Origin of the sequence: Pseudomonas guangdongensis (genome assembly GCF_900105885.1) — a bacterium.
GTDB lineage: Bacteria > Pseudomonadota > Gammaproteobacteria > Pseudomonadales > Pseudomonadaceae > Geopseudomonas > Geopseudomonas guangdongensis.
On the sequence record NZ_LT629780.1, the window covers coordinates 2,536,483 to 2,562,229 of the forward strand.

Here is a 25,747-nt window from a genome sequence, read left to right on the forward strand (position 1 = left end):
CATGGCTAGCATTCGTACTCTTTCTTTCGACGCCATCATCATCGGTGGCGGCGGCGCCGGCATGCGTGCCGCGCTGCAACTGTCCCAGTCCGGTCACAAGACCGCCTGTGTGACCAAGGTCTTCCCGACCCGTTCCCACACTGTATCCGCCCAGGGCGGCATCACCTGCGCCATCGCTTCGGCCGACCCGAACGATGACTGGCGCTGGCACATGTACGATACCGTCAAGGGCTCCGACTACATCGGCGACCAGGACGCTATCGAATACATGTGCTCCGTGGGCCCGGAAGCTGTGTTCGAGCTCGAGCACATGGGTCTGCCGTTCTCCCGTACCGAGCAGGGCCGCATCTATCAGCGTCCGTTCGGTGGCCAGTCCAAGGGGCCGGACAACAACACCCAGGCCGCCCGTACCTGCGCTGCTGCCGACCGTACCGGACATGCCCTGCTGCACACCCTGTACCAGGCGAACCTGAAGAATGGCACCACCTTCCTCAACGAGTGGTTCGCCGTCGACCTGGTGAAGAATCAGGACGGCGCCATCGTCGGTATCATCGCTATCTGCGTTGAAACCGGTGAAACCGTCTATATCCGCGCCAAGGCCACCGTACTGGCCACCGGCGGTGCCGGTCGCATCTATGCTTCCACCACCAACGCCCTGATCAATACCGGCGACGGTATCGGCATGGCCCTGCGTGCCGGTGTGCCGGTGCAGGACATCGAGATGTGGCAGTTCCACCCGACCGGTATCGCCGGTGCCGGCGTGCTGGTGACCGAAGGTTGCCGTGGCGAGGGCGGCTACCTGATCAACGCCCATGGCGAGCGCTTCATGGAGCGTTATGCTCCGAACGCCAAGGATCTGGCAGGTCGCGATGTGGTGGCCCGCTCCATGGTCAAGGAAGTCATCGCTGGCAACGGCGTCGGTCCGGACAAGGACCACGTGCTGCTCAAGCTCGACCACCTCGGCGAGGAAGTCCTGCACAGCCGCCTGCCCGGCATCTGCGAGCTGTCCAAGACCTTCGCCCACGTCGACCCGGTCGTTGCGCCGATTCCGGTCATTCCGACCTGCCACTACATGATGGGTGGCGTGGCCACCAACATCCATGGCCAGGCCATCACCCAAGACGCCAACGGTAACGACAAGATCATCGAAGGTCTGTTCGCGGTCGGTGAAGTGGCTTGCGTGTCGGTGCATGGCGCCAACCGCCTGGGCGGCAACTCGCTGCTCGACCTGGTGGTGTTCGGCCGTGCTGCCGGCCTGCACCTGGAGAAGGCCCTCAAGGAAGGCATCGAGCACCGTGGTGCCACCGAGACCGACCTCGAGGCATCGCTCAAGCGCCTGAACGGCGTCAACGAGCGCACCAGCGGCGAAGATGTCGCGCCGCTGCGCAAGGAGCTGCAGCAATGCATGCAGAACTACTTCGGTGTATTCCGTACCGGCGAATACATGCAGAAGGGTATCGCCCAACTGGCCGACCTGCGGGAACGCATCGCGAACGTCAAGATCGCGGACAAGAGCCAGGCTTTCAACACTGCGCGTACTGAAGCGCTGGAACTGCAGAACCTCCTCGAAGTGGCCGAAGCCACTGCGATTGCCGCCGAGACCCGCAAGGAGTCCCGTGGCGCGCACGCTCGCGAAGATTTCGAGGATCGCGACGACGAGAACTGGCTGTGCCACACCCTGTACTTCCCTGGGGAGAAGCGGGTTGCCAAGCGCGGCGTCAACTTCTCGCCGAAGACCGTTCCGGCCTTTGAACCCAAAGTTCGTACTTATTAAGGGTAGCCGCCATGTTGCAAGTGAGTGTTTATCGCTATAACCCGGAGAAAGATGCCGCACCGTTCATGCAGGACTTCCAGGTCGACACCGGTGGCAAGGACCTGATGGTGCTGGACGTGCTCGCGCTGATCAAGGAGCAGGACGTCACCTTCTCCTACCGTCGTTCCTGCCGCGAAGGCGTGTGCGGTTCCGACGGCATGAACATCAGCGGCAAGAACGGTCTGGCCTGCGTCACCCCGCTCTCGGCGGTGGTGAAGAACGGCAAGCTGGTCGTGCGTCCGCTGCCCGGTCTGCCGGTCATCCGTGACCTGGTGGTCGATATGAGCATCTTCTACAAGCAGTACGAGAAGGTGCAGCCCTACCTGCAGAACAACACGCCGGCTCCGGCCATCGAGCGTCTGCAGTCGCCGGAAGAGCGCGAGAAGCTGGACGGTCTGTACGAGTGCATCCTGTGCGCCTGCTGCTCGACCTCCTGCCCGTCGTTCTGGTGGAACCCGGACAAGTTCCTCGGTCCGGCCGCGCTGCTGCAAGCCTACCGCTTCCTGGCTGACAGCCGCGACACCAAGACCGAAGAGCGTCTGGCGGCCCTGGACGATCCGTTCAGCGTATTCCGTTGCCGCGGAATCATGAACTGCGTGAACGTTTGCCCGAAGGGTCTGAACCCGACCAAGGCAATCGGCCATGTACGTAACATGCTGCTGCAAAGCGGTACCTGATGATCCGCCTGTCGCGGTGATTCACTGAAGTCTGCACTGGCCGGCTCCGCCGGCCAGTGCAGTTGTAAAGCAGACCGCTCTCTACAGGGTGCGGTCATCGATGAAATAACGACCAGCAGGGGCGATCGGGCTGGACCCGGACTATCTGCGGGATCCGTAGTGGCTTTACCGAAGTCGCTGCTTTGGACTTTAGAGCCATGTTCGGTCTCCTCGCCAGGTGGTGTCCCCTTACCGAGGGTGACCTAGCATGCATGAAAGCGTAATGCAGCGGATGTGGAACAGTGCCCACCTGTCCGGTGGTAACGCTGCCTACGTCGAAGAACTCTACGAGCTCTTCCTGCACGATCCCAACGCTGTGCCCGAAGAGTGGCGCACCTATTTCCAGAAGCTGCCGGCCGACGGCAGCCAGTCTCCCGACGTTTCCCATGCCACGGTTCGCGATCATTTCGTGCTGCTGGCCAAGAACCGGCACCGCGCGCAGCCGGTATCCGCCGGCGCCGTCAGCAGTGAGCATGAGAAGAAGCAGGTCGAAGTTCTGCGTCTGATTCAGGCCTTCCGCATGCGTGGCCATCAGGCGTCCCGTCTGGACCCGCTGGGCCTGTGGGAGCGCAAGGCACCGGCCGATCTGTCGATCCATCACTACGGTTTGACCGACGCTGACCTGGATACCGTCTTCCATACCGGCGAGCTGTTCATCGGCAAGGCCGAGGCGACTCTGCGCGAGATCCGTGACGCGCTGCAGGCGACCTACTGCGGCACCATCGGTGCCGAATTCACCCATATCGTCGATTCCGAGCAGCGCAAGTGGTTCCAGCAGCGCTTGGAGAGTGTGCGTGGCCGCCCGCAGTACAGCAAGGAAGTCAAGGCTCACGTCCTCGAGCGCCTGACCGCCGGCGAGGGCCTGGAGAAATACCTGGGTACCAAGTATCCGGGTACCAAGCGCTTCGGCTTGGAAGGCGGCGAGAGCCTGGTGCCGATGGTCGACGAGATCATCCAGCGCTCCGGCTCCTACGGTGCCAAGGAAATCGTCATCGGCATGGCCCACCGCGGCCGTCTGAACCTGCTGGTCAACGCGCTGGGCAAGAATCCGCGTGACCTGTTCGACGAGTTCGATGGCAAGAAGCTGATCGAGATGGGCTCCGGTGACGTGAAGTATCACCAGGGCTTCTCCTCCAACGTCATGACCCCGGGCGGCGAAGTGCACTTGGCCATGGCGTTCAACCCGTCGCACCTGGAAATCGTCTCTCCGGTGGTCGAGGGCTCCGTGCGCGCCCGTCAAGACCGTCGCGGCGATGTCAGCGGCGACAAGGTGGTACCGATTTCCCTCCACGGTGACTCGGCGTTCGCCGGTCAGGGCGTGGTGATGGAAACCTTCCAGATGTCGCAGATCCGCGGCTACAAGACTGGCGGCACCATCCATATCGTCATCAACAACCAGGTCGGTTTCACCACCAGCAACCCGGAAGACACCCGTTCGACCGAGTACTGCACCGATCCGGCGAAGATGATCCAGGCGCCGATCCTGCATGTGAACGGCGACGATCCGGAAGCCGTGCTGTTCGTCACCCAGCTGGCCGTCGACTACCGCATGCAGTTCAAGCGCGACGTGGTCATCGACCTGGTCTGCTACCGCCGTCGCGGCCACAACGAGGCCGACGAGCCGAGCGGCACCCAGCCGCTGATGTACCAGAAGATCGCCAAGCAGCGCACCACCCGCGAGCTGTACGCCGATGCCCTGGTCAAGGAAGGCAGCCTGAGCCAGGAAGAAGTCCAGGCCAAGGTCGACGAGTACCGCACCGCGCTGGACAACGGCCTGCACGTGCTGAAGAGCCTGGTCAAGGAGCCGAACCCCGAGCTGTTCGTCGACTGGCGCCCGTATCTGGGCCACGCCTGGACCGCGCGTCACGACACCAGCTTCGACCTGAAGACCCTGCAGGAACTGAACCAGAAGCTGCTGCAGATTCCGGAAGGTTTCGTGGTCCAGCGCCAGGTCGCCAAGATCCTCGAAGATCGCGGCCGCATGGGCGCCGGCGCCATGCCGATCAACTGGGGCTTCGCCGAGACCCTGGCCTACGCCACCCTGCTGGTCGAAGGCCATCCAGTACGCATCACCGGTCAGGACGTCGGTCGTGGCACCTTCTCGCACCGCCATGCGGTGCTGCACAACCAGAAGGACGCCAGCCGTCACATCCCGCTGCAGCACCTCTATGAGGGTCAGCCGAAGTTCGACCTGTACGACTCCTTCCTCTCCGAGGAAGCCGTGCTGGCCTTCGAATACGGCTACGCCACCACCACGCCCAACGCGCTGGTGATCTGGGAAGCCCAGTTCGGCGACTTCGCCAACGGCGCCCAGGTGGTGATCGACCAGTTCATCACCAGCGGCGAGACCAAGTGGGGTCGTCTGTGCGGTCTGACCATGCTGCTGCCGCACGGCTATGAAGGCCAGGGTCCGGAGCACTCCTCCGCACGCCTGGAGCGCTACCTGCAGCTGTGCGCCGAGCAGAACATTCAGGTCTGCATGCCGACCACCCCGGCGCAGGTCTACCACATGCTGCGTCGCCAGGTGATCCGCCCGCTGCGCAAGCCGCTGGTGGCTCTGACGCCGAAGTCGCTGCTGCGCCACAAGCTGGCCATCTCCACGCTGGAAGATCTGGCGCAAGGCTCCTTCCATCCGGTGCTGCCGGAGATCGACACCCTCGATCCGAAGAAAGTCGAGCGCCTGGTGCTGTGCAGCGGCAAGGTCTACTTCGATCTGCTGGAGAAGCGCCGCGCCGAAGGCCGCGAGGACATCGCCATCGTGCGCATCGAGCAGCTCTATCCGTTCCCGGAAGAAGAGCTGGCCGAAGTCATGGCTCCCTACACCAACCTCAAGCAGGTGGTGTGGTGCCAGGAAGAGCCGATGAACCAGGGTGCCTGGTACTGCAGCCAGCATCACATGCGCCGCGTGATCAGCGTCCACGACAAGTCCCTGGGTCTGGCCTACGCCGGCCGCGAGGCGTCGGCGGCACCGGCATGCGGCTACGCCTCCATGCATGCCGAGCAGCAGGAAAAACTGCTGCAGGATGCCTTCACCGTTTAATGCCTTCACCCGTGCGCTGCCGGACCCAGGTCCGGCAGTGGCACGCCTGAAGAACCCTAATCCATAGGAAACGCACAGAATGGCTATCGAGATCAAAGCCCCGACTTTCCCGGAATCCGTCGCCGACGGTACCGTCGCCACCTGGCACAAGCAGCCGGGCGATGCGGTCAAGCGCGATGAGCTGATCGTCGACATCGAAACCGACAAAGTGGTCATGGAAGTCCTGGCCGAAACCGACGGCGTTCTGACCCAGATCGTCAAGAACGAAGGCGACACCGTGCTGAGCGGCGAGCTGCTCGGCACCATCGAAGCCGGCGCCGTCGCCGCAGCCCCGGCTGCAGCTCCTGCCGCCGCCGCTCCGGCTGTCGCAGCCCCGGCCGCTGCCGAAGAAGCCATCCTGTCCCCGGCTGCACGCAAGATCGCTGCCGAGAACGACCTGGACCGCAACGCCATTCCGGGTACCGGCAAGGGCGGTCGCGTGACCAAGGAAGACGCCGTCGCCGCCGTCGCCGCCAAGAGCGCCGCTCCGGCCGCCAAGCCGGTCGCTCCGGCCGCCGACGCGCCGATCTTCGCTGCCGGCGATCGCGTCGAGAAGCGCGTGCCGATGACCCGCCTGCGCGCCAAGATCGCCGAGCGCCTGGTCGAGGCGCAGTCCACCATGGCCATGCTGACGACCTACAACGAAGTCAACATGAAGCCGATCATGGACCTGCGCAACAAGTACAAGGACCTGTTCGAGAAGAAGCACAACGGCGTGCGCCTGGGCTTCATGTCCTTCTTCGTCAAGGCTGCCACCGAGGCGCTGAAGCGCTTCCCGGGTGTCAACGCCTCGATCGACGGCAACGACATCGTCTACCACGGCTACTCGGACATCGGCGTGGCCGTGTCCAGCGACCGTGGCCTGGTGGTGCCGGTGCTGCGCAACGCCGAGCTGATGAGCCTGGCCGAGATCGAAGGCACCATCGCCGGTTACGGCCGCAAGGCGAAGGAAGGCAAGCTGACCATCGAAGAGATGACCGGCGGCACCTTCACCATCTCCAACGGCGGCGTGTTCGGCTCCCTGCTGTCCAGCCCGATCGTCAACCCGCCGCAGACCGCGATCCTCGGCATGCACAAGATCCAGGAGCGCCCGATGGCGGTCAACGGCCAGGTGGTGATCCTGCCGATGATGTACCTGGCGCTGTCCTACGACCACCGTCTGATCGACGGCAAGGAAGCGGTGAGCTTCCTGGTGGCCATCAAGGATCTGCTGGAAGACCCGGCCCGTCTGCTGCTGGACGTCTGATCCGGCCCATCTCCCACGGCGGCTCCTGACAGAGGGGCCGCCCGGTTTATCCCAAAAGGATCGAGAGTTATGACCCAGAAATTCGACGTAGTGGTGATCGGTGGCGGCCCCGGTGGCTATGTTGCCGCCATCCGTGCAGCCCAGCTGGGCTTCAAGACCGCCTGCATCGAGAAGTACAAGGGCAAGGACGGTAAGACTGCCCTGGGCGGTACTTGCCTGAACGTCGGCTGCATCCCTTCCAAGGCGCTGCTGGACAGCTCCTGGAAGTACCACGAGGCCAAGGAGAGCTTCTCCGTGCACGGCATCGGCGTCGACAACGTGCGCATGGACGTGCCGGCGATGATCGAGCGCAAGGCCAACATCGTGAAGAACCTGACCGGCGGCATCGCCGGCCTGTTCAAGATGAACGGCGTGACCCTGATCGAAGGCCACGGCAAGCTGCTGGCCGGCAAGCAGGTCGAAGTCACCGCTGCCGACGGCGCCGTGCAGGTGCTGGAAGCCGGCAACGTGATCATCGCCTCCGGCTCCAAGCCGATCGACATTCCGCCGGCTCCGGTCAACCAGGACACCATCGTCGACTCCACCGGCGCCCTGGAATTCCAGAGCGTGCCGAAGAAGCTGGGCGTGATCGGCGCCGGCGTCATCGGCCTGGAGCTGGGCTCGGTATGGGCCCGTCTGGGCGCCGAAGTCACCGTGATCGAGGCCCAGGAGAAGTTCCTCGCCGCGGTCGACGAGCAGGTCGCCAAGGAAGCCCAGAAGCTGCTGACCAAGCAGGGTCTGCAGATCCGTCTGGGTGCCCGCCTGACCGGTTCCGAGGTCAAGGACGGTCAGGTGACCGTGTCCTTCACCGACGCCGCCGGCGAACAGCAACTGACCTTCGACAAGCTGATCGTCTCGGTCGGTCGTCGCCCGGTGACCCAGGACGTGCTGTCCGCCGACTGCGGCGTGACCCTTGACGAGCGCGGCTTCATCTACGTCGACGACCAGTGCGCCACCAGCGTGCCGGGCGTCTATGCCATCGGCGACGTGGTGCGCGGCCCGATGCTGGCCCACAAGGCCTCGGAAGAGGGCGTGATGGTCGCCGAGCGCATCGCCGGCCACAAGGCCCAGGTCAACTACGACCTGATCCCGTCGGTGATCTACACCCACCCGGAAATCGCTGCGGTCGGCAAGACCGAGCAGCAGCTGAAGGCCGAAGGTGTTGCCGTCAACGTCGGCGTGTTCCCGTTTGCCGCCAGCGGCCGTGCCATGGCCGCCAATGACACCCACGGCCTGATCAAGGTGATCGCCGACGCCAACACCGACCGCGTGCTGGGCGTCCACGTGATCGGCCCGAGCGCCGCCGAGATCGTCCAGCAAGGCGCCATCGCCATGGAATTCGGCTCCAGCGCCGAAGACCTGGGCATGATGGTGTTCTCGCACCCGACCCTGTCGGAAGGCCTGCACGAGGCTGCCCTGGCGGTGAATGGCCACGCCATCCACATCGCCAACCGCAAGAAGCGCTGAGGTGCCGCCGGCGCGGACGACGCCCTGCGTCGTCCGCGTCTGCCAGGACCCCCGTTGCCGCGAGCCAGGTGCCCGCGGCAACGGGGGTTTTTTGCTTTGTGCTCGGCAGCCGGTGCGTGGCGAATCGACCGCGTGCCGCTCTAGTCACTGCAACCTGTTCCCGGTTAGGATTCGTTCGCCGATACTTACAACTAAAGTGGTATGGAAGCATGAATCTTCACGAATATCAGGGTAAGCAGTTGTTTGCCGAGTATGGACTGCCGGTGTCCCGGGGCTATGCAGTCGATACTCCGAAGGAGGCCGCCGAAGCCTGCGACAAGATTGGCGGCAACGCCTGGGTGGTGAAGGCCCAAGTGCATGCCGGCGGTCGCGGCAAGGCCGGCGGCGTCAAGCTGGTTCGTAGCAAGGAAGAGGCCCGCGCGTTCGCCCAGCAGTGGCTGGATCAGCGTCTGGTGACTTACCAGACCGACGCCAACGGGCAGCCGGTCAGCAAGATCCTCGTCGAAGCCTGCACCGAGATCGCCAAGGAGCTGTATCTGGGCGCGGTGGTCGATCGCTCCAGCCGACGTATCGTGTTCATGGCCTCCACCGAAGGTGGCGTGGACATCGAGAAGGTTGCCCACGAAACCCCCGAGAAGATCCTCAAGACCAGCATCGACCCGCTGGTCGGCGCGCAGCCGTTCCAGGGCCGCGAGCTGGCCTTCAAGCTCGGCCTCCAGGGCGAGCAGATCAAGCAGTTCGCGCAGATCTTCGTGTCCCTTGCCCGACTGTTCCAGGACTACGACCTGGCGCTGCTCGAGGTCAATCCGCTGGTGATCAAGAAGGACGGCGACCTGCACTGCCTGGACGCCAAGATCAACATCGACGGCAACGCCCTGTACCGCCAGCCCAAGCTGCGCGAGATGCAGGACCCCTCCCAGGACGATCCGCGCGAGGCGCGCGCCGCCCGCTCCGAACTCAACTACGTGGCGCTGGACGGCAACATCGGCTGCATGGTCAACGGCGCGGGCCTGGCCATGGGCACCATGGACATCGTCAACCTCTATGGCGGCAAGCCGGCCAACTTCCTCGACGTCGGCGGCGGCGCGACCATGGAGCGGGTCAGCGAGGCGTTCAAGATCATCCTCTCCGACAGCAAGGTGCAGGCGGTGCTGGTGAACATCTTCGGCGGCATCGTGCGCTGCGACATGATCGCCGAAGGCATCATCGGCGCCGTGCGCGAAGTGGGCGTCAAGGTGCCGGTGGTGGTGCGTCTGGAGGGCAACAATGCCGAGCTGGGTGCCAGGGTGCTGGCCGACAGCGGGTTGAACATCATCGCGGCGAGCAGTCTGGCCGACGCGGCGCAGCAGGTCGTCAAGGCCGCGGAGGGCAAGCAATGAGCATCCTGATCGACAAGGACACCAAGGTCATCTGCCAGGGCTTCACTGGCAGCCAGGGCACCTTCCACTCGGTTCAGGCCATCGAGTACGGCACCCACATGGTAGGCGGCGTGACACCGGGCAAGGGCGGCACCACCCACCTGGGGCTGCCGGTGTTCGACACGGTGAAGGACGCGGTGGCCGCCACCGGCGCCACGGCTTCGGTGATCTATGTGCCGGCGCCGTTCTGCAAGGACTCGATCCTCGAAGCGGCGTTCGGCGGCATTCGTCTGATCGTCTGCATCACCGAGGGCATCCCGACCCTCGACATGCTGGAGGTCAAGGTCAAGTGCGACGAGCTGGGCGTGCGGCTGATCGGGCCGAATTGTCCCGGCGTGATTACCCCGGGCGCCTGCAAGATCGGTATCATGCCGGCCCATATCCATATGCCCGGCAAAGTTGGCATCGTGTCGCGCTCCGGTACGCTGACCTACGAGGCAGTGAAGCAGACCACCGATGCCGGCTTCGGCCAGTCCACCTGTGTGGGCATCGGCGGTGACCCGATTCCCGGATCGAGCTTCATCGATATTCTGAAACTGTTCGAACAGGATCCGCAGACCGAAGCCATCGTGATGATCGGCGAGATCGGCGGCAGTGCCGAGGAAGAGGCGGCGGCCTTTATCAAGGCTCATGTGAGCAAGCCGGTGGTGTCCTACATCGCCGGCGTCACGGCGCCGCCCGGCAAGCGCATGGGCCATGCCGGAGCGATCATCTCCGGCGGCAAGGGCACCGCGGACGAGAAGTTCGCCGCGTTGCAGGACGCCGGGGTGAAAACCGTGCGTTCCCTGGCCGATATCGGCAAGGCACTTGCCGAGATCACCGGATGGACCCTGCGATAAGCTCCGGTTGCGCGTAACCGTGGGAAAGAGCCACCAGCCGGTGGCTCTTTCCGTTTCGCGCGTGCGGCCGGGTCCCCGATTATCCAGTTGGTAGTTTTGCTTATGAATTATTTGAAAGGTCGGGATCTGCTGGCCCTGGGCTTCATGACGTTCGCGCTGTTCCTCGGCGCCGGCAACATCATTTTTCCGCCCAGTGCCGGGATGGCCGCCGGCGAGGCGGTATGGAGCGCGGCGCTGGGCTTCCTGCTCACTGCGGTCGGCCTGCCGTTGCTCACGGTGATCGCCCTGGCCCGCGTCGGTGGCGGCATGGACAGGCTGACCGCGCCGCTCGGGCGTGGCGCCGGGGTGCTGTTTGCGGTGGCGGTGTACCTGGCCATCGGTCCGCTGTTCGCCACTCCGCGCACCGCGGTGGTGTCCTTCGAGATGGGCGTGGCGCCTTTCGTCGGCAACGAGCCGCTGCCGCTGGCGTTCTACACCCTGGCCTACTTTGCCGCGGTGCTGTTCCTGGCCTTCAACCCCGGACGCCTGGTCGACCGCATCGGCAAGGTGATCACCCCGATCCTGCTGGCCGGCCTGCTGGTGCTGGGCGGAGCGGCGATCCTCGCACCGGCCGGTCCGGTCGGCACGACCGACGCGGACTATGGCGCGGCGCCGCTGACCCAGGGCTTCCTGCAAGGCTACCTGACCATGGATACCCTCGGCGCGCTGGTGTTCGGCATCGTGATCGCCACCGCGATCCGCGACCGCGGCGTGGATACCGCACACCGGGTGACCCGTTATTCGATCATCGCCGGACTGATTGCCGCCTGCGGCCTGTCGCTGGTCTATCTGGCCCTGTTCCAGCTGGGCGCGACCAGCCAGTCGATCGCCGGCGAGGCGCAGAACGGCGTGCAGATTCTCACCGCTTACGTGCAGCATACCTTCGGCACGGTCGGCAGCCTGCTGCTGGCGCTGGTGATCACCCTGGCCTGTCTGACCACCGCGGTGGGCCTGCTGACTGCCTGTGGCGAGTTCTTCAGCAAGCTGCTGCCGGTGTCCTACCGCACGGTGGTGGCGGTGTTCGGCATCTTCAGCCTGCTGGTGGCCAACCAGGGCCTGAATCAACTGATCAGTGTCTCGGTGCCAGTGCTGGTGGGCCTGTATCCGCTGGCCATCGTGCTGGTGCTGCTCAGCCTGGCCGACGGCCTGTGGCTGCATGCGCCGCGGATTTTCCGCCCGGTGATGGCGGTGACCTTGGTGTTCGGCGTGGTCGGCGGCCTGGCGGCGGCCGGGTTCAGCAGCCTGGTGCCGGCCTTCTTCAGCGAGCTGCCGCTGGCCGGGCACGATCTGGGCTGGCTGTTGCCGGTGCTGGTGACGCTGCTGCTGGCGGTGCTGTTCGACCGTTTCAAGGGCAAGCCCGCCCAGTGAGGCGGTGGAGGGCGCTGGCCGTCGTCGGCGGGCAGCGCCCGGCAGGATGATTCAAGGAGGCCGCATGGTTGTCGATCCGCAGTATGTACCGCACATCCTGGCCGTGGCCTGGTTCGCGCTGTGCTGGCTGGGCTATGCCCGCTACGCGATCTGGAAGGGACGCGACACGCCCTGTCTGGCCAGCGTGCTGCACCTCTACCGGGAGGACTGGATGCGCCGCCTGCTGCTGCGCGACAACCGCATCGCCGATGCCAACGTGATCGGCAACCTGGAGCGTAACGCCTCGTTCTTCGCCTCCAGCACGCTGATCATCCTCGCCGGTATCCTCACCGTGCTCGGCTCGACCGAGAATGCCGTGGCGGTGCTGGCCGAGCTGCCCTTCGTGCAGGCGGTCAGTCGCGAGATCAGCGAACTCAAGCTGATCTGCGTGGCGACGGTGTTCATCTACGCCTTCTTCACCTTCAGCTGGTGCATGCGTCAGTACAACTTTGCCGCGGTGCTGGTGGGGGCGGCGCCGATGATCGCCGAGCGGCAGGTCAGCGAAACCGAGCGCAACGCCTATGCCGCGCGCACCGCGCGGGTGCTGTCGATGGCCGCCAACCAGTTCAACCAGGGGTTGCGGTCCTACTATTTCGGTCTGGCGACCCTGGCCTGGTTCATCAATCCGTGGTTGTTCATCCTGGCCAGCGCGGGCGTGGTATTCGTGCTGTATCGCCGCGAGTTCCACTCCGATGTGCTGCAGGTGATGGTCTACAGCCCGACCCTGCCGCCGGATGTCGGCAAGGACGTCAAAGCGGACTGAACCCGCCGTCTTGCGGCGGCGGGCTGGTCGCTGTCCGCCCCGGCCAGTGGGGCTGGACGGCCGGCGTTACTGCTGCTCGGTCTTCTCGGCCTGCTCGCCAGCGGCCTCCTTGATTTCGTTCGCCTTCTCCTGCAAGGCCTCGCCGGCCTGCTGAAGGGTGTCGGCAGCCTCTTCGCTGGCTTGGCTGGCCGCTTCGCTGGCTTGCTGGCCGAGCGCCTGGGCTTTCTCCTCGACGGCCTCGCCGGCCTGCTTGGCGGCATCGCTCAGGGCCTGGGTGGTTTCAGCCGCGGAGTTGCCGGCGGCTTCCATTTTCTCTTCGGCTTTCTTGTCGCAGGCTGCCAGGCCGAGGGAGGCGGCCAGCAGCAGGGCAAGGCTCAGGGATTTGCGCATGATTCGTGGAATTCCTTGGACGGTTCCGTGGGGAAGAATCGACAGCTGCAGCACCCGGCGGGCAGGCCCTGATGGCGCTGCGGATCTGTCACTTCGTTGGAGTGGCAGATAGCCTGAAAGTTCATTGTGTCCTCGCGCTGGCCTGGGCTTTTGGTGGCATCCCGGTGCAGCGGGTATGATGTCGCGCTGTGAATCCAAGCCCCCTTGTCAAGGTCGTACCCATGAACGATGTCTCCGTGCTGGAAAGGGCCAACCGTTTTCTCGGTTCGCTGCGTCACTGCCAGGTGCTGGGCATGCGAGTGCATGCCGCCGACCGTGCCGGCGTCACCCTCTGGCTGCCTTTCAGCCGGGCGATCGTCGGCAACCCGGAAACCGGCACCATCCATGGCGGTGCGATCACCACCCTGATGGACTCCACCTGCTGCATCGCCACCGTCAGCGTACTGCCGGAGTTCGAGATCTGTCCGACCCTGGACCTGCGCATCGACTACATGCGCCCGGCCGAGCCGGACAAGGATGTGTTCGGTTTTGCCGAGTGCTACCGGGTCACCCCGCACATCGTCTTCAGCCGCGGCTATGCCTATCAGGACGACCCCGGCCAGCCCATCGCCCACGCGGTCGGCACCTTCATGCGCCGAGGCGGCGCGCCGGTCGGCGCGGAGGGCAAAGCATGACCCTGGAGCTGAAGACGCTGGTCCGCGAAGCCCACGAGAAGAACGATTACAACGCGCTGATCCGTCTGGTGCCTTACGCCAGCCTGCTCGGCATCGAGTGCCTGCGTCTGGGCGACGACATGGTGTTCCGTCTGCCGGCCAACGAGGCCTGCATCGGCAACCCCGAACTGCAGGCCCTGCACGGCGGGGTGATCGCCGGATTCATGGAGCATTCGGCGATGCTCCACCTGCTGATGTTCATGGGTATCCCGCACCTGCCGAAGATCATCGACTTCTCCATCGACTACCTGCGCGGCGGGCAATTGCGCGACACCTATGCCCAGTGCCAGGTCTGGCGTCAGGGGCGGCGCGTCGCCAACGTGGCGATCACCGCCTGGCAGACCACCCAGGCCGAGCCGATCGCCACCGCGCGCGCCCACTTCAAGGTCGACGAGCCCTGAGGCGTCCCCCGGCCGCGCGGATTTGCCCGCGGCCGGCGGGCAAGCCCTTGAAATCCCGAATGAAGTCTCCATATCCCTGACATTCGCCGCCTAGGCGCTTTCGTCATACCTGGAGTAAGCATTCATGAGCGTGGAGACTCGTAAAGAGACACTGGGCTTCCAGACCGAGGTGAAGCAGCTGCTGCACCTGATGATCCATTCCCTGTACTCCAACAAGGAGATCTTCCTGCGCGAACTGATCTCCAACGCCTCCGACGCCGCCGACAAGCTGCGCTTCGAGGCCCTGGCCAACCCCGCGCTGCTCGAAGGCGGCGATCCGCTGCGCATCCGCCTGAGCTTCGACAAGGACGCGCGCACCGTCACCCTCGACGACAACGGCATCGGCATGAGCCGCGACGAGGTGATCGCCCACCTCGGCACCATCGCCAAGTCGGGCACCGCCGACTTCCTGAAGAACCTTTCCGGTGATCAGAAAAAGGATTCCCAGCTGATCGGCCAGTTCGGCGTGGGCTTCTACTCGGCGTTCATCGTCGCCGATCAGGTCGACGTCTATACCCGCCGTGCCGGTAGCCCGGCCAGCGCGGGCGTGCACTGGAGTTCGAAGGGAGAGGGCGAGTTCGACATCGCCGACATCGACAAGGCCGAGCGCGGTACCCGCATCGTCCTGCACCTCAAGGCCGACGAGAGCGAGTTCGCCGACGGCTGGCGCCTGCGCAACATCGTCAAGAAATACTCCGACCACATCGCCCTGCCCATCGAGCTGCCCAAGGAACACTTCGGTGAAGAGAAGGACAAGCCGGTCGAGGTCGAGTGGGAAACCGTCAACCGCGCCAGCGCGCTGTGGACCCGCCCGCGCGGCGAGGTCAAGGACGAGGAGTATCAGGAGTTCTACAAACACGTCGCTCACGACTTCGAGAACCCGCTGACCTGGAGCCACAACAAGGTCGAGGGCAAGCTCGAATACAGCTCGCTGCTCTACGTGCCCGGCCGTGCGCCCTTCGACCTGTACCAGCGCGAAGCGCCCAAGGGCCTCAAGCTCTACGTGCAGCGCGTGTTCATCATGGATCAGGCCGACCAGTTCCTGCCGCTGTACCTGCGCTTCATCAAGGGCGTGGTCGACTCCAACGACCTGTCGCTGAACGTCTCCCGCGAGATCCTCCAGTCCGGGCCGGTGATCGACTCGATGAAGTCGGCGCTGACCAAGCGTGTGCTGGACATGCTGGAGAAGCTGGCCAAGGACAAGCCGGAGGACTACCGGACCTTCTGGAAGGCCTTCGGCCAGGTGCTCAAGGAAGGCCCGGCGGAAGACTTCGCCAACCGGGAGAAGATCGCCGGCCTGCTGCGCTTCGCCTCCACCAGCGACGCCAGCGGCGAGCAGAGCGTGGCGCTGGCCGACTACCTCGGCCGTCTGAAGGAAGGCCAGGACAAGATCTACTACCTCACCGGCGAGAGCTACGCCCAGGTCAAGAACAGCCCGCACCTGGAAGTGTTCCGCAAGAAAGGCATCGAGGTGCTGCTGCTCACCGACCGCATCGACGAGTGGCTGATGAGCTACCTGCCGGAGTTCGATGGCAAGTCGTTCGTCGACGTCGCCCGTGGCGACCTGGACCTCGGCCAGCTGGACTCGGAAGAAGATAAGAAGGCCCAGGAGGAAGTCGCCAAGGCCAAGGAGGGGCTGATCGAGCGCCTCAAGGGCGCACTGGGCGAGCAGGTCGCCGAGGTGCGTGTCTCCCACCGGCTGACCGACTCGCCGGCGATCCTCGCCATCGGCGAGCAGGATCTCGGCCTGCAGATGCGCCAGATTCTCGAAGCGACCGGGCAGAAGGTGCCCGAATCCAAGCCGATCTTCGAGATCAACCCGCAGCATCCGTTGATCGAGAAGCTGGACATGGAAGCCGACGAGGACCGTTTCGCCGACCTGTCGCACATCCTCTTCGACCAGGCCGCGCTGGCCGCCGGCGACAGCCTCAAGGACCCGGCCGCCTACGTGCAGCGCCTCAACAAGCTGCTGGTGGAGCTGTCGGCCTGAACGGCTGAACCCCGCCCGCGGTACTCCTGAAGATGCCGCTCGCCCTCCGGGGCGGGCGGCATTTTTCATGGCTGCGGAACAGCATGAGCGTCATCGCTTCGTCATGGAAAGGTCATAGGCTCGCCGCATCGCAACGAAGGAGAGCCATATGCGACTGTTCAACATGGGGGCGCTGGCGGCGCTGGGTCTGATGTCGGGGCTGGCCGTGGCCGAGGTGCGGGTGGAAGGGCCGGTCGAGTACGGCCTGTTCGAGACTCCGCCGCGCGAGGTGCAGCCGGGCGAGCGGGTGCTGCTGCGCAGCAACCAGCCGATTCAGCCGACCAGCGAGATTCCTGCCCGACTTGGCAGCAAGTTCGGCCTGCGCCTGACCCTCAGCGGCAAGCGCGAGGACGATACTCCGTTGACCCTGCTGTACCTGACACCCGGAGTGATCACCCCGGACGGCCAGCGCCATGATCGCTTCGAGGTGGTGCAGAAGCTGGCGCCCGGTGCCACCCAGGACGTGATGGCCTTCGAGTTCAGCGAGCATTACGAGGTGGTGCCCGGCGAATGGCACTTCCTGGTGTTCCAGGGCGACCGCAAGCTGGCCGAGCAGCGCTTTACCGTACGCTGAGGGCTTATCCACGCAGCCCGGCAATGGCCGGGCTGCGTCGTTTCCGGGGTCAGACCAGGGTGGTCAGCAGGTCGGTGCCGTGCAGCAGGTTGTCGGCCAGCGGGCAGCGTCGTTCGATGTCCGCTAGCACGGCCTGCTGCTCTTCGCGACTGAGGTCGCAGTCCATCTGCACCTTGACGCGCAGTGCCTGGAAGCCCGGGCGCACGTCCTCGCGGCGGCCGAGCAGGCCGTCGGGGTCGTAGTCGGCCTCGATCTCGAAGTGCATGCCGCGCAGTTCGAACTTGCGCTGGTGGGCGATGAAGCGGCCGATGGTGCCGAAGCAGCCGGCCACGGCGGCGAGGATCAACTCCAGCGGTGTGGGACCTAGATCCAGGCCGGCGGCGTTCTGCGGCTGGTCCATGCGGATCACATGGTTGCCGGCGCTCACGCTGACGGTGAAGGCGTGGTCGAGGTTGCCGCTGACGCGGAGAGTCTTCAGGGTCATGAGGATATCCTTGGCGGGGGAGGGGTAGGTGTCGGGCTGTGGGCCGAATGCGAATACCCTATACCCCGTAGGGTATGGCTGGCCAGTGACTGCCTGCCGCAGGCGCCGGAAACGACAACGGCACCCGAAGGTGCCGTTGTGCGTGGAGCGGGAAGGGCGGGCCTGTTACTGGCCGGTCCAGCGCTTCAGGACCAGGGTGGCGTTGGTGCCACCGAAGCCGAAGCTGTTGCTCATCACCGTGTTCAGAGTGACGTTCTCGCGGGTCTGGGTGACGATCGGCAGATCGGCCACGGCCGGGTCGAGCTCCTCGATGTTGGCCGAGCCGGCGATGAAGTTGCCTTCCATCATCAGCAGGCTGTAGATCGCTTCCTGCACGCCGGCGGCGCCCAGGGAGTGGCCGGACAGGCTCTTGGTCGAGCTGATCGCCGGCGCCTTGTCGCCGAACACGGCGCGTACCGCACCGGCCTCGGCCACGTCGCCGACCGGAGTCGAGGTGCCGTGGGTGTTCAGGTAGTCGATCGGGGTGTCGACGGTGGCCAGGGCCTGCTGCATGCAGCGGATCGCGCCTTCGCCGCTCGGTGCGACCATGTCGTAGCCGTCGGAGGTGGCGCCGTAGCCGACGATCTCGGCGTAGATCTTCGCGCCGCGGGCCAGGGCGTGGTCGAGGGCTTCGACCACCACCATGCCGCCGCCGCCGGCGATGACGAAGCCGTCACGCTTGGCGTCGTAGGCGCGCGAGGCCTTCTCCGGGGTGTCGTTGTACTGGGTGGACAGTGCGCCCATGGCGTCGAACAGGAAGCTCTGGCTCCAGTGCTCTTCCTCGCCGCCGCCGGCGAAGACGATGTCCTGCTTGCCGAGCTGGATCTGCTCGACCGCGTTGCCGATGCAGTGGGCGCTGGTGGCGCAGGCCGAGGAGATCGAGTAGTTGACGCCCTTGATCTTGAACGGGGTGGCCAGGCAGGCGGACACGGTGCTGCCCATGGTGCGCGGCACGCGGTACGGGCCGACGCGCTTGACGCCCTTCTCGCGCAGGATGTCCATGGCTTCCATCTGGTTGAAGGTGGAAGCACCGCCGGAGCCTGCGATCAGGCCGACGCGCGGGTTGGAGATCTGCTCCTCGGACAGGCCGGCATCCTTGATCGCCTGCTCCATCGACAGGTAGGCGAAGGCGGCGGCGTCACCCATGAAGCGGTAGACCTTGCGGTCGATCAGGGCTTCCAGGTCGAGGTCGACCGAGCCGGAAACCTGGCTGCGCAGGCCCATGTCGGCATAGGCCTGGTTGAAGCGGATGCCTGAGCGGCTAGCGCGCAGGTTGGCGGAGACGGTCTCTTTGTCATTGCCCAGGCAGGACACGATGCCCATCCCGGTGATCACGACGCGACGCATGCGGGTAACCCTTAGAAGCTGTCAGTGGAAGTGAACAGGCCGACGCGCAGGCCTTCGGCGCTGTAGATCTCACGGCCATCGACGCTGACGGTGCCGTCGGCGATGCCGAGAACCAGCGAGCGGTTGATGGTGCGCTTGATATGGATGTTGTAGGTGACTTTCTTGGCGGTCGGCAAGACCTGGCCGAAGAATTTCACTTCGCCCGAGCCCAGGGCGCGACCGCGGCCGGGGTTGCCCTGCCAGCCCAGATAGAAGCCCACCAGCTGCCACATGGCGTCCAGGCCCAGGCAGCCCGGCATTACCGGGTCGCCTTCGAAGTGGCAGGCGAAGAACCACAGGTCGGGAGTGATGTCGAGCTCGGCCACGATCTCGCCCTTGCCATACTTGCCGCCGGTCTCGCTGATGTGAACGATGCGGTCCATCATCAGCATGTTGGGGGCGGGCAGTTGCGCGTTACCCGGGCCGAACAGTTCACCGCGACTGCAGCGCAGCAGTTCTTCCCGAGTGAAGGCGTTTTGTTTGGTCATGCGAGCTCCTCGACGATCCCTGCCTGGCAGGGGGGCAGATCTTTCAAACCGCGCATCTTCTTCCCGATGAAAGCGTGGTTGCGGCATAGCCGTAGACTATGGCCTGTTGATGAAAGTCACAGCGCGGCGGCGACCATGTCGGGCTCGACTGGTGGCCGGTGCGTTGCACGGAAAGTGCAAGCGTGCCGTATTTCACGCCGGATCGCCACCCGTCGATGGTCGCGGACCTATCCAGCGCTGCAGGAGCAGGCGCAGATCGGAGCGCTTGAAGGGCTTGGCCAGCTGGTCGTTCATGCCGGCGGCCAGGCAGCTGGCGCGCTCCTCCGGCAGGGCATTGCTGGTCAGGGCGAGGACCGGGGTGTCGCGGTTCGGCCCGTTGCCCGCGCGGATGCGCCGGGCGATCTCGCGGCCGTCGAGGTCGGGCAGCTGGCAGTCCATGAGGATCGCGGCGTAGCGGTGCAGGTCGAGCAGCGGCAGCGCCTGCGCGGCGTTGCCGGCCAGGCTGACGCGAAAGCCCAGGCTGCGCAGCATGGCTTCGATGACCGTCTGGTTGACCGGACTGTCTTCGACCAGCAGCACGCAGTCGTCGCCGCTGCTGCCGCTGTCGACGAGCAGGGCGACTTCCTCGTCCTGGCACTGCCGGTAGGGCAGCGGCAGCTCCAGGGTGAAGGTCGAGCCGCAGCCTTCCTGGCTCTGTGCATGCAGGTGGCCGCCCATGTGCTCGGCCAGGGTGCGGGCGATGGACAGGCCCAGGCCGGTACCGCCGTAGCGCCGTGAGGTGGAGGTGTCGGCCTGCTGGAAGGCGTCGAACATGCGCTGCAGGCGGTCTGCGGGGATGCCGATGCCGGTGTCCTGCACCGTGCAGGTCAGCCAGAGCATCTGGGCGTCGAGGATCTGCCCGCGGATGCCGACGCTGATCCGCCCGCGCTCGGTGAACTTCAGCGCGTTGCCCAGCAGGTTGACCAGGATCTGCCGGATCCGCGTCGGGTCGCCGCATACCTTGCGCTGTTCCAGACCCGGCTCGATCTCCAGATGCAGTTGCAGGCCGCGCTCGCCGGCGCTGTGGCGGAACGCCTGCACGGTGCCCTTGAGCAGGTCGAGCAGGTCGAAGCAGATGCTCTCCAGCTCCAGCGCGCCACGTTCGATGCGCGAGAAGTCGAGGATGTCGTTGATCACCCGCAGCAGGTGCTCGGTGGATTCGGTGGCCAGCGCGGTGTACTCGGCCTGCTCGCTGTCCTGAGTGGTGGTGCCCAGCAGTTGCAGCATACCCAGCACGCCGTTCATCGGCGTGCGCAGCTCGTGGCTCATCATTGCCAGGAACTCGGACTTGGCGCGGTTGGCCTGCTCGGCGTCCTCGCGGGCCGCGACCAGTTGGGCGATGCCGCGCTGCTGCTCGGTCTGGGCCTGATCCAGGGCGGCGGCGAGGTGGTTGATGTGCCGCGCCAGCTCGCCCAGCTCCGAGCGATCGGTTTCCGGCAGGCGCGCCTGGTAGTTGCCGGCCTGGATCGCCTTGACCGTCTGCCCCATGGCCTGGATCGGGCGCGCCAGGCTCTGCGCCAGGCGGTAGGCGAGCAGCAGGGTGGCGATCAGCGCCAGCACCGCGAGCACGCTGGCGCGCAGGAGGATCTGCTGCTGGCGCTGGCTGAAGGCTTCGTCGGTCATGCCCACCACCACCTCGCCGAGCACCTCGGCGCGTGCCGTGCCGTCGGCCAGCGGCGGGTTGAGCAGGAAGGTGTCGTCCAGGCGGATCTGCTGGCGCAGGATCGGCGCGTGGAAGGTGGCGATGCGCACCGGCTCGCGGCTCAGGGCCTGCTCGACGTAGGCCAGCGGCTGGCCCTGGCTGTCGCGCACCTCGATAAAGCGTACCTGCGGGGTGTTCAGGGTGGCCTGCAGCAGGCTGTCGAGGATCGGGATGTTGCCGGAGATGACCCCGAACTCGCTGGCCGGGGCCAGCTGGTTGGCGATCAGCTGGCCGCTGGCGTCCAGCTCCTCGCGCAGTTCCTGCAGGCGGGTATGGGTGAAGTAGCCGGTGAGCAGCAGGGTCAGCAGCAGGGCCGGCCCCAGGCTGATGGCCAGGGTGCGGGTACGGATGTCGCTCTGGGCCCAGCGCATCATCATGGCTGCGGTTCTCCCTGGCGCAGGCGTTCGGCCTGGCGCTCGTCGTCGTCCAGTTCGATGCCCAGCGAGCGGGCGACCTGGGGGTTGCTGAGCACCTTGAAGTGGGCGGGGTAGGCGGCGCGGGGCCAGTGTCGCGGGGCGCGGTCGAGCAGGGCGTCGAGGCTGGCCAGCCAGTCCTGCTGGTCGCTGTAGGTGCTGCTCAGGCTGCCGGCGCGGATGAAGGCGGCGGTCGGGCCGATCAGCGCCTGCTTGCGCCCGTAGCTGGCCAGCAGGATGCCCTTGATGCTGCTCGGGTTGTACAGCGTCGGATCGTCCAGGCCGAGCAGCACGTCGCTGCTGTCGAGCAGGCGGTTGAGCGGCTGCGAATCGCCGGTGTCGGGCCAGTACTGGAATTCGAGGGTCAGGCCGGGCGGGGCGGTCATGCGCCGCAGCTCGTCGGCGAGCACGACGCTGTGCGCGCTGTACAGCACGCCGACCCGGCGGGCCTGCGGCAGCAGCCGGCGGATCAGTTGCAACTGGCGCGCCGGGGGCGGGTCGCTCCAGAGCAGGGTCAGCTGCGGCGGGCGCTGTTCGCCGAGGCGCTGCTGGGCCTGCAGGCGGCTGATCTGCAGGATCAGGGTCGGCGGCCCGGCGGCATGGCCCAGGCGCCAGTCGAGCAGGTCGGCGCCGAGCAGGATCAGCCGGGCATCGGCCGGCAGGGCGTCGGGCGTGGTGCGCTCGTGGCTGGGCAGCAGGCGCACGCGCTCGTCCGGGCGGCGCTGCTGCAGGGCGGCGACGAAGCGTTGCAGGGCCGGGCTGTCGTGGCTGGCGGCGATCAGTATCTCGCTGGCGCCGCCCGCCAGGCTCCAGCCCAGGGCGCCGGCCAGCAGGCAGGCGCGCAGCAGTCGGGAAGTCATGCTCATCCTTGAGAGGGTCGACATCGGGTTCAGAACTCGAGTCCGGCGGAGAACCAGAGTACCCGACGCGCGTCGTAGTGGTTGTTGGGCATGCTCAGCGGTTCGTCGTCCAGACGCTGCTGGAGCATGCCGGCCAGTTCCAGCTGGGTGGCGGCGATGTGCAGGCGCCGGGCCAGGCGCAGGTCCAGGCGCTCGAAGCGCAGGCCGTTGAGGCTGTCGGCGCCGTAGTAGAACAGGCTGCTGTGCCAGCCCTGACCCCAGTTGCGCAGCCAGCCGGCCGAGCCGCTGTGGCGCGGGGTGAGCCGGCGGTCTTCGGGATGGCTGGCGTCGAATTCGATGTAGGCATAGCCCAGGCGCAGGCGGTCGTCGCTGCCCAGGCGCCAGTCCAGCTCGCCCTCGATGCCGTTGAGGCGCAGGCGGTTGGCGTTGCTGGGGGTGAAGTCGTAGACCTTGAGCGGCTCGCTGATCATATCGTCGATGTTCTCGTGGAACAGCTTGACGTCCATGGCCAGGCCCAGGCGGGAGAAGTGCCCGTTGTAGCCCAGTTCGTAGGAGCGGATGCGCTCCTGGTCGAGGTCGCCGGGGGCCTGGGTGCTCATGAAGAACAGCGCCTCGCGCTGGCCGAAGGCAGCCGGGCGCAGGTCGCGGACCCGGTAGCTCCAGTGCGCGCCGTTCTCGAACATGTCCGGGGTGCGCAGCGCCTCGGAGTACACCGCGCGCAGGCCATGGGCCGGGGTGATCAGGTAGTTGAGGGCCAGGCGCGGGGTCAGCGAGTCGCTCAGCGCGGAGTCGCGCTCGTACATGGCGCCGCCCTGCAGCAGCCAGTGCTCGTCGATGTGCCATTCCAGATGGCCGAACAGGCGCCAGGTGTCCTTGCGCAGCGGCGCGCCCAGGTAGGTGTCCGACTCGGCGCGGTCGTGGCGGTAGCTGGCGCCGCTGAGCAGGCGCAGGCTGTCGGACAGGCTCAGGGTGTCCTGCACCTCCAGGTCGAGGCGGGTTTCCCGGCTGTCCTCGTTGATCAGGCCGCAGGCGTGGTCGAGGTTGCCGGTGGTCGGGTCGAGGGTGGCGAGCACCTGGCCGATCACCTGGCCGGCCAGCGCCACCTGCTCGGTACTGCCCGGCGGCGGGGTCAGCTTGCCGGCCTCCAGGTTGCCGAGCAGCGCGCTCGCGTAGCTCGGCGACAGGCGCCACAGCCGGCCCAGCTGCGGGCTGAAGCCGACCTGCGCCTCGCAGGCCCGCCACTGGCGCAGGCGCTCCCAGTGCTGCAGGTTGGCCTGGGCATGCAGGCGGTGCTGCGGGTCGAGGTCGAGGTTCCAGCGCACGCTGCCGGCATAGTCGCGGGCGCGCACGTCCGAGCGGTCGTCCTGCTCGCCCGGCAGCGCGGCGATTGGCAGGCTGGCGCGGTAGTGGTTGCCGACCTGGTTGCTGCCTTCCTTGAAGGCCAGCTGCCAGTCCAGCGACTGGCTGGGGTCGAGTTCCTGGGTCAGGCGCAGGTTGAGGCGGTCGAGGCGCCTGCCGTCGCGGAACTCGTTGCCGTCGCGGTCGTGATCGAAGCCGTCGTCGGCCTGGCCGGACAGCGACAGGTGCAGGTCGCCGCCGTCCCAGCCCAGCCCGTGGCCGGCGTACCAGTCGTCGATGCCGCGCTGGCCGCGGGTCACCTTCAGCCGTGTGCCGTGGCTGTCGCGCGGGGCGCGGGTGAGGATGTTGACCACCGCCATCAGCGCGTTGGCCCCGTAGCTGACGGTGTTGGGGCCGCGGAACACCTCGATGCGCTCGATGTCCTCGATGGCCAGCGGGATGTCGTGCCAGTCGACCTGGGCGAGCCCGGAGCGATAGACCGAGCGGCCGTCGACCAGCACCTGCAGGCGGCGTGCCTGGTTGGCGCTGCTGCCGTGGTAGTTGACCGTGGTCTGCGGCGGATTGCCGACCTGCGGCACCACCAGCATGCCCGGCACCAGGCGCAGCAGCTCGGGCAGGGTGCGTGCGCCGCTGGCGTGGATCAGCTCGCGGTCGAGCACGCTGATGCTGCCCGGCACGGCGGCGGCGGCCTGCTGCAGGCGCGTGGCGGTCAGCACTTCCGGCAGGGCCGGGCTGTCCATGAACAGGTCCTCGGCGCCGGCGGGGAAGGCCAGCAGGCCGAGACTCAGGGTCAACGCATGACGTGGATAGCCCATCACGGGTGCGGTTCCGATCCGTTGCGTGGTGAAGGGCGCGAATGGTACCCGAGGCGCCGCGTTTTGCCAGCGCCCGGAACACGGCTGGCCGGCGGGCCATGGCGCCGTATAATGCGCCCATTGCCGCCGTGGCGGCCCGTGATGGATCGATCGATGACTGAGCAGCAACCTGTAGCCGTGCTGGGCGGCGGCAGTTTCGGCACCGCCCTGGCTAACCTGCTGGCCGAGAACGGCCAGCGCGTGCGTTTGTGGATGCGCGACGCCGAACAGGCCGAGGCGATCCGCACCCTGCGCGAGAATCCGCGCTACCTCAAGGGCATCAAGGTGCATCCGGCGGTGGAGCCGGTCACCGACCTGGCGGCCACCGTGCAGGCCTGCACGCTGATCCTCGTGGTGCTGCCGTCCACCGCCCTGCGTGCCGCGCTGCAGCCGGTGGCGGCGCTGCTGCGCGGCAAGCTGCTGGTCAGCACCACTAAGGGCATCGAGGCGGACAGCTTCAAGCTGATGAGCCAGATTCTCGAAGAGATCGCCCCGGACGCGCGCATCGGCGTGCTCTCCGGGCCGAACCTGGCGCGCGAGGTGGCCGAGCACGCGCTGACCGCCACGGTGATCGCCAGCGAGGACGAGGAACTCTGCCAGCGTGTACAGCAGGCTCTGCACGGGCGCACCTTCCGCGTCTACGCCAGCCGCGACCGTTTCGGCGTCGAGCTGGGCGGCGCGCTGAAGAACGTCTACGCCATCATGTCCGGCATGGCTGCCGCGCTGGGCATGGGCGAGAACACCAAGAGCATGTTGATCACCCGCGCGCTGGCCGAGATGACTCGCTTCGCGGTGACCTTGGGCGCCAACCCGATGACCTTCCTCGGCCTGGCCGGGGTGGGCGACCTGATCGTCACCTGCTCTTCGCCGAAGAGCCGCAACTACCAGGTCGGCTACGCGCTGGGCCAGGGCCTGAGCCTGGAGGCGGCGGTCGAGCGCCTCGGCGAGGTGGCCGAGGGGGTCAACACCATCCGCGTGCTCAAGGCGCGCGCCGACCAGCTCGGCGTGTACATGCCGTTGGTCGCCGGCCTGCATGCCATACTCTTCGAGGGTCGCACCCTGGAGCAGGTCATCGGCCTGCTGATGTCCGGCGAACCTAAGACCGACGTCGACTTCATTTCCGCCAGCGGCTTCTGATCAAGGAGATAGGC

At 66.2% G+C, this 25,747-nt stretch carries 21 protein-coding genes; 14 read left to right on the plus strand and 7 right to left on the minus strand.

The genetic code is table 11. The features are described from left to right. The first annotated feature begins 1 nt into the window (after position 1). The 9 genes from sdhA to BLU22_RS12020 all read left to right on the plus strand — a co-directional run bounded on the left by sdhA (position 2) and on the right by BLU22_RS12020 (position 12,826). On the plus strand, positions 2-1,774 hold the full coding sequence (sdhA, locus tag BLU22_RS11980) for a succinate dehydrogenase flavoprotein subunit (protein ID WP_090214814.1): 1,773 nt from the start codon (positions 2-4) through the stop codon (positions 1,772-1,774). 11 nt (positions 1,775-1,785) lie between these two features. After that, positions 1,786-2,490 (plus strand): succinate dehydrogenase iron-sulfur subunit, encoded by a 705-nt coding sequence (locus BLU22_RS11985; RefSeq protein WP_090214817.1) that lies wholly within the window; start codon positions 1,786-1,788, stop codon positions 2,488-2,490. Between the two features lie 247 nt (positions 2,491-2,737). After that, on the plus strand, positions 2,738-5,569 hold the full coding sequence (locus BLU22_RS11990; RefSeq protein ID WP_090214820.1) for a 2-oxoglutarate dehydrogenase E1 component: 2,832 nt from the start codon (positions 2,738-2,740) through the stop codon (positions 5,567-5,569). 79 nt (positions 5,570-5,648) lie between these two features. Beyond that, positions 5,649-6,854, plus strand: coding sequence for a 2-oxoglutarate dehydrogenase complex dihydrolipoyllysine-residue succinyltransferase (gene odhB / locus BLU22_RS11995; protein WP_090214822.1), 1,206 nt, complete (start codon positions 5,649-5,651; stop codon positions 6,852-6,854). Positions 6,855-6,923: 69 nt separating this feature from the next. Beyond that, a complete protein-coding gene (gene lpdA, locus BLU22_RS12000) occupies positions 6,924-8,360 on the plus strand; it encodes a dihydrolipoyl dehydrogenase (RefSeq protein WP_090214824.1) in 1,437 nt (478 codons plus the stop codon). 209 nt (positions 8,361-8,569) lie between these two features. Continuing rightward, complete coding sequence (sucC, locus tag BLU22_RS12005) at positions 8,570-9,739, plus strand: ADP-forming succinate--CoA ligase subunit beta (RefSeq protein WP_090214827.1); 1,170 nt, start codon at positions 8,570-8,572, stop codon at positions 9,737-9,739. Then, a complete protein-coding gene (gene sucD, locus BLU22_RS12010) occupies positions 9,736-10,617 on the plus strand; it encodes a succinate--CoA ligase subunit alpha (protein WP_090214831.1) in 882 nt (293 codons plus the stop codon). The genes sucC and sucD overlap by 4 nt, the downstream gene beginning before the upstream one ends. 102 nt (positions 10,618-10,719) lie before the next feature. Then, positions 10,720-12,024: a branched-chain amino acid transport system II carrier protein gene (gene brnQ / locus BLU22_RS12015; protein WP_090214834.1), complete on the plus strand. Its 1,305-nt coding sequence runs from the start codon at positions 10,720-10,722 to the stop codon at positions 12,022-12,024. A 64-nt stretch (positions 12,025-12,088) separates the two neighbouring features. After that, positions 12,089-12,826, plus strand: a complete 738-nt coding sequence (locus BLU22_RS12020) for a DUF599 domain-containing protein (RefSeq protein WP_090214837.1) — start codon at positions 12,089-12,091, stop codon at positions 12,824-12,826. Between the two features lie 66 nt (positions 12,827-12,892). Here the strand turns inward: BLU22_RS12020 and BLU22_RS12025 are convergent, their stop codons facing one another. Continuing rightward, positions 12,893-13,216: a hypothetical protein gene (locus tag BLU22_RS12025; protein WP_090214839.1), complete on the minus strand. Its 324-nt coding sequence runs from the start codon at positions 13,214-13,216 to the stop codon at positions 12,893-12,895. A 221-nt stretch (positions 13,217-13,437) separates the two neighbouring features. On the opposite strand from BLU22_RS12025, the gene BLU22_RS12030 reads away from it, so the two are divergent. The 4 genes from BLU22_RS12030 to BLU22_RS12045 all read left to right on the plus strand — a co-directional run bounded on the left by BLU22_RS12030 (position 13,438) and on the right by BLU22_RS12045 (position 16,972). Then, the gene (locus tag BLU22_RS12030; protein WP_090214842.1) at positions 13,438-13,890 is read left to right on the plus strand and encodes a PaaI family thioesterase; all 453 of its coding nucleotides are present in this window, start codon (positions 13,438-13,440) and stop codon (positions 13,888-13,890) included. Continuing rightward, entirely contained in the window at positions 13,887-14,330 is a 444-nt protein-coding gene (locus tag BLU22_RS12035) for a PaaI family thioesterase (protein ID WP_090214845.1), read from the plus strand. Before BLU22_RS12030 ends, BLU22_RS12035 begins: the two co-directional genes overlap by 4 nt. 124 nt (positions 14,331-14,454) lie before the next feature. Then, positions 14,455-16,359, plus strand: a complete 1,905-nt coding sequence (gene htpG / locus BLU22_RS12040) for a molecular chaperone HtpG (protein ID WP_090214848.1) — start codon at positions 14,455-14,457, stop codon at positions 16,357-16,359. Positions 16,360-16,507: 148 nt separating this feature from the next. Beyond that, the gene (locus tag BLU22_RS12045) at positions 16,508-16,972 is read left to right on the plus strand and encodes a DUF3859 domain-containing protein (RefSeq protein WP_090214852.1); all 465 of its coding nucleotides are present in this window, start codon (positions 16,508-16,510) and stop codon (positions 16,970-16,972) included. Between the two features lie 49 nt (positions 16,973-17,021). On the opposite strand, the gene BLU22_RS12050 is transcribed toward BLU22_RS12045, so the two are convergent. The 6 genes from BLU22_RS12050 to BLU22_RS12075 all read right to left on the minus strand — a co-directional run bounded on the left by BLU22_RS12050 (position 17,022) and on the right by BLU22_RS12075 (position 24,557). Beyond that, positions 17,022-17,456: an OsmC family protein gene (locus BLU22_RS12050; protein ID WP_090214854.1), complete on the minus strand. Its 435-nt coding sequence runs from the start codon at positions 17,454-17,456 to the stop codon at positions 17,022-17,024. Between the two features lie 165 nt (positions 17,457-17,621). Next, positions 17,622-18,842 carry a beta-ketoacyl-ACP synthase I gene (gene fabB, locus BLU22_RS12055; RefSeq protein ID WP_090214859.1) on the minus strand — a complete coding sequence of 407 codons (1,221 nt, stop codon included), beginning with the start codon at positions 18,840-18,842 and terminating at the stop codon, positions 17,622-17,624. Positions 18,843-18,853: 11 nt separating this feature from the next. Beyond that, the gene (fabA, locus tag BLU22_RS12060) at positions 18,854-19,369 is read right to left on the minus strand and encodes a 3-hydroxyacyl-[acyl-carrier-protein] dehydratase FabA (RefSeq protein WP_090214861.1); all 516 of its coding nucleotides are present in this window, start codon (positions 19,367-19,369) and stop codon (positions 18,854-18,856) included. A gap of 192 nt (positions 19,370-19,561) precedes the next feature. Then, on the minus strand, positions 19,562-21,484 hold the full coding sequence (locus BLU22_RS12065; RefSeq protein WP_394327553.1) for an ATP-binding protein: 1,923 nt from the start codon (positions 21,482-21,484) through the stop codon (positions 19,562-19,564). Then, positions 21,484-22,389: an ABC transporter substrate-binding protein gene (locus tag BLU22_RS12070; RefSeq protein WP_090214866.1), complete on the minus strand. Its 906-nt coding sequence runs from the start codon at positions 22,387-22,389 to the stop codon at positions 21,484-21,486. The genes BLU22_RS12065 and BLU22_RS12070 overlap by 1 nt, the downstream gene beginning before the upstream one ends. A gap of 23 nt (positions 22,390-22,412) precedes the next feature. Beyond that, positions 22,413-24,557, minus strand: coding sequence for a TonB-dependent receptor plug domain-containing protein (locus BLU22_RS12075; protein WP_090214869.1), 2,145 nt, complete (start codon positions 24,555-24,557; stop codon positions 22,413-22,415). Between the two features lie 153 nt (positions 24,558-24,710). On the opposite strand from BLU22_RS12075, the gene BLU22_RS12080 reads away from it, so the two are divergent. Then, complete coding sequence (locus tag BLU22_RS12080) at positions 24,711-25,733, plus strand: NAD(P)H-dependent glycerol-3-phosphate dehydrogenase (RefSeq protein WP_090214871.1); 1,023 nt, start codon at positions 24,711-24,713, stop codon at positions 25,731-25,733. Positions 25,734-25,747 lie beyond the last annotated feature (14 nt).

Bases quoted from the DNA above. Each gene is read 5' to 3' on its own strand.
- sdhA (WP_090214814.1), top strand. From the start codon at position 2: ATGGCTAGCATTCGTACTCTTTCTTTCGACGCCATCATCATCGGTGGC.
- BLU22_RS11985 (WP_090214817.1), top strand. From the start codon at position 1,786: ATGTTGCAAGTGAGTGTTTATCGCTATAACCCGGAGAAAGATGCCGCA.
- BLU22_RS11990 (WP_090214820.1), top strand. From the start codon at position 2,738: ATGCATGAAAGCGTAATGCAGCGGATGTGGAACAGTGCCCACCTGTCC.
- odhB (WP_090214822.1), top strand. From the start codon at position 5,649: ATGGCTATCGAGATCAAAGCCCCGACTTTCCCGGAATCCGTCGCCGAC.
- lpdA (WP_090214824.1), top strand. From the start codon at position 6,924: ATGACCCAGAAATTCGACGTAGTGGTGATCGGTGGCGGCCCCGGTGGC.
- sucC (WP_090214827.1), top strand. From the start codon at position 8,570: ATGAATCTTCACGAATATCAGGGTAAGCAGTTGTTTGCCGAGTATGGA.
- sucD (WP_090214831.1), top strand. From the start codon at position 9,736: ATGAGCATCCTGATCGACAAGGACACCAAGGTCATCTGCCAGGGCTTC.
- brnQ (WP_090214834.1), top strand. From the start codon at position 10,720: ATGAATTATTTGAAAGGTCGGGATCTGCTGGCCCTGGGCTTCATGACG.
- BLU22_RS12020 (WP_090214837.1), top strand. From the start codon at position 12,089: ATGGTTGTCGATCCGCAGTATGTACCGCACATCCTGGCCGTGGCCTGG.
- BLU22_RS12025 (WP_090214839.1), bottom strand. From the start codon at position 13,216: ATGCGCAAATCCCTGAGCCTTGCCCTGCTGCTGGCCGCCTCCCTCGGC.
- BLU22_RS12030 (WP_090214842.1), top strand. From the start codon at position 13,438: ATGAACGATGTCTCCGTGCTGGAAAGGGCCAACCGTTTTCTCGGTTCG.
- BLU22_RS12035 (WP_090214845.1), top strand. From the start codon at position 13,887: ATGACCCTGGAGCTGAAGACGCTGGTCCGCGAAGCCCACGAGAAGAAC.
- htpG (WP_090214848.1), top strand. From the start codon at position 14,455: ATGAGCGTGGAGACTCGTAAAGAGACACTGGGCTTCCAGACCGAGGTG.
- BLU22_RS12045 (WP_090214852.1), top strand. From the start codon at position 16,508: ATGCGACTGTTCAACATGGGGGCGCTGGCGGCGCTGGGTCTGATGTCG.
- BLU22_RS12050 (WP_090214854.1), bottom strand. From the start codon at position 17,456: ATGACCCTGAAGACTCTCCGCGTCAGCGGCAACCTCGACCACGCCTTC.
- fabB (WP_090214859.1), bottom strand. From the start codon at position 18,842: ATGCGTCGCGTCGTGATCACCGGGATGGGCATCGTGTCCTGCCTGGGC.
- fabA (WP_090214861.1), bottom strand. From the start codon at position 19,369: ATGACCAAACAAAACGCCTTCACTCGGGAAGAACTGCTGCGCTGCAGT.
- BLU22_RS12065 (WP_394327553.1), bottom strand. From the start codon at position 21,484: ATGATGCGCTGGGCCCAGAGCGACATCCGTACCCGCACCCTGGCCATC.
- BLU22_RS12070 (WP_090214866.1), bottom strand. From the start codon at position 22,389: ATGAGCATGACTTCCCGACTGCTGCGCGCCTGCCTGCTGGCCGGCGCC.
- BLU22_RS12075 (WP_090214869.1), bottom strand. From the start codon at position 24,557: ATGGGCTATCCACGTCATGCGTTGACCCTGAGTCTCGGCCTGCTGGCC.
- BLU22_RS12080 (WP_090214871.1), top strand. From the start codon at position 24,711: ATGACTGAGCAGCAACCTGTAGCCGTGCTGGGCGGCGGCAGTTTCGGC.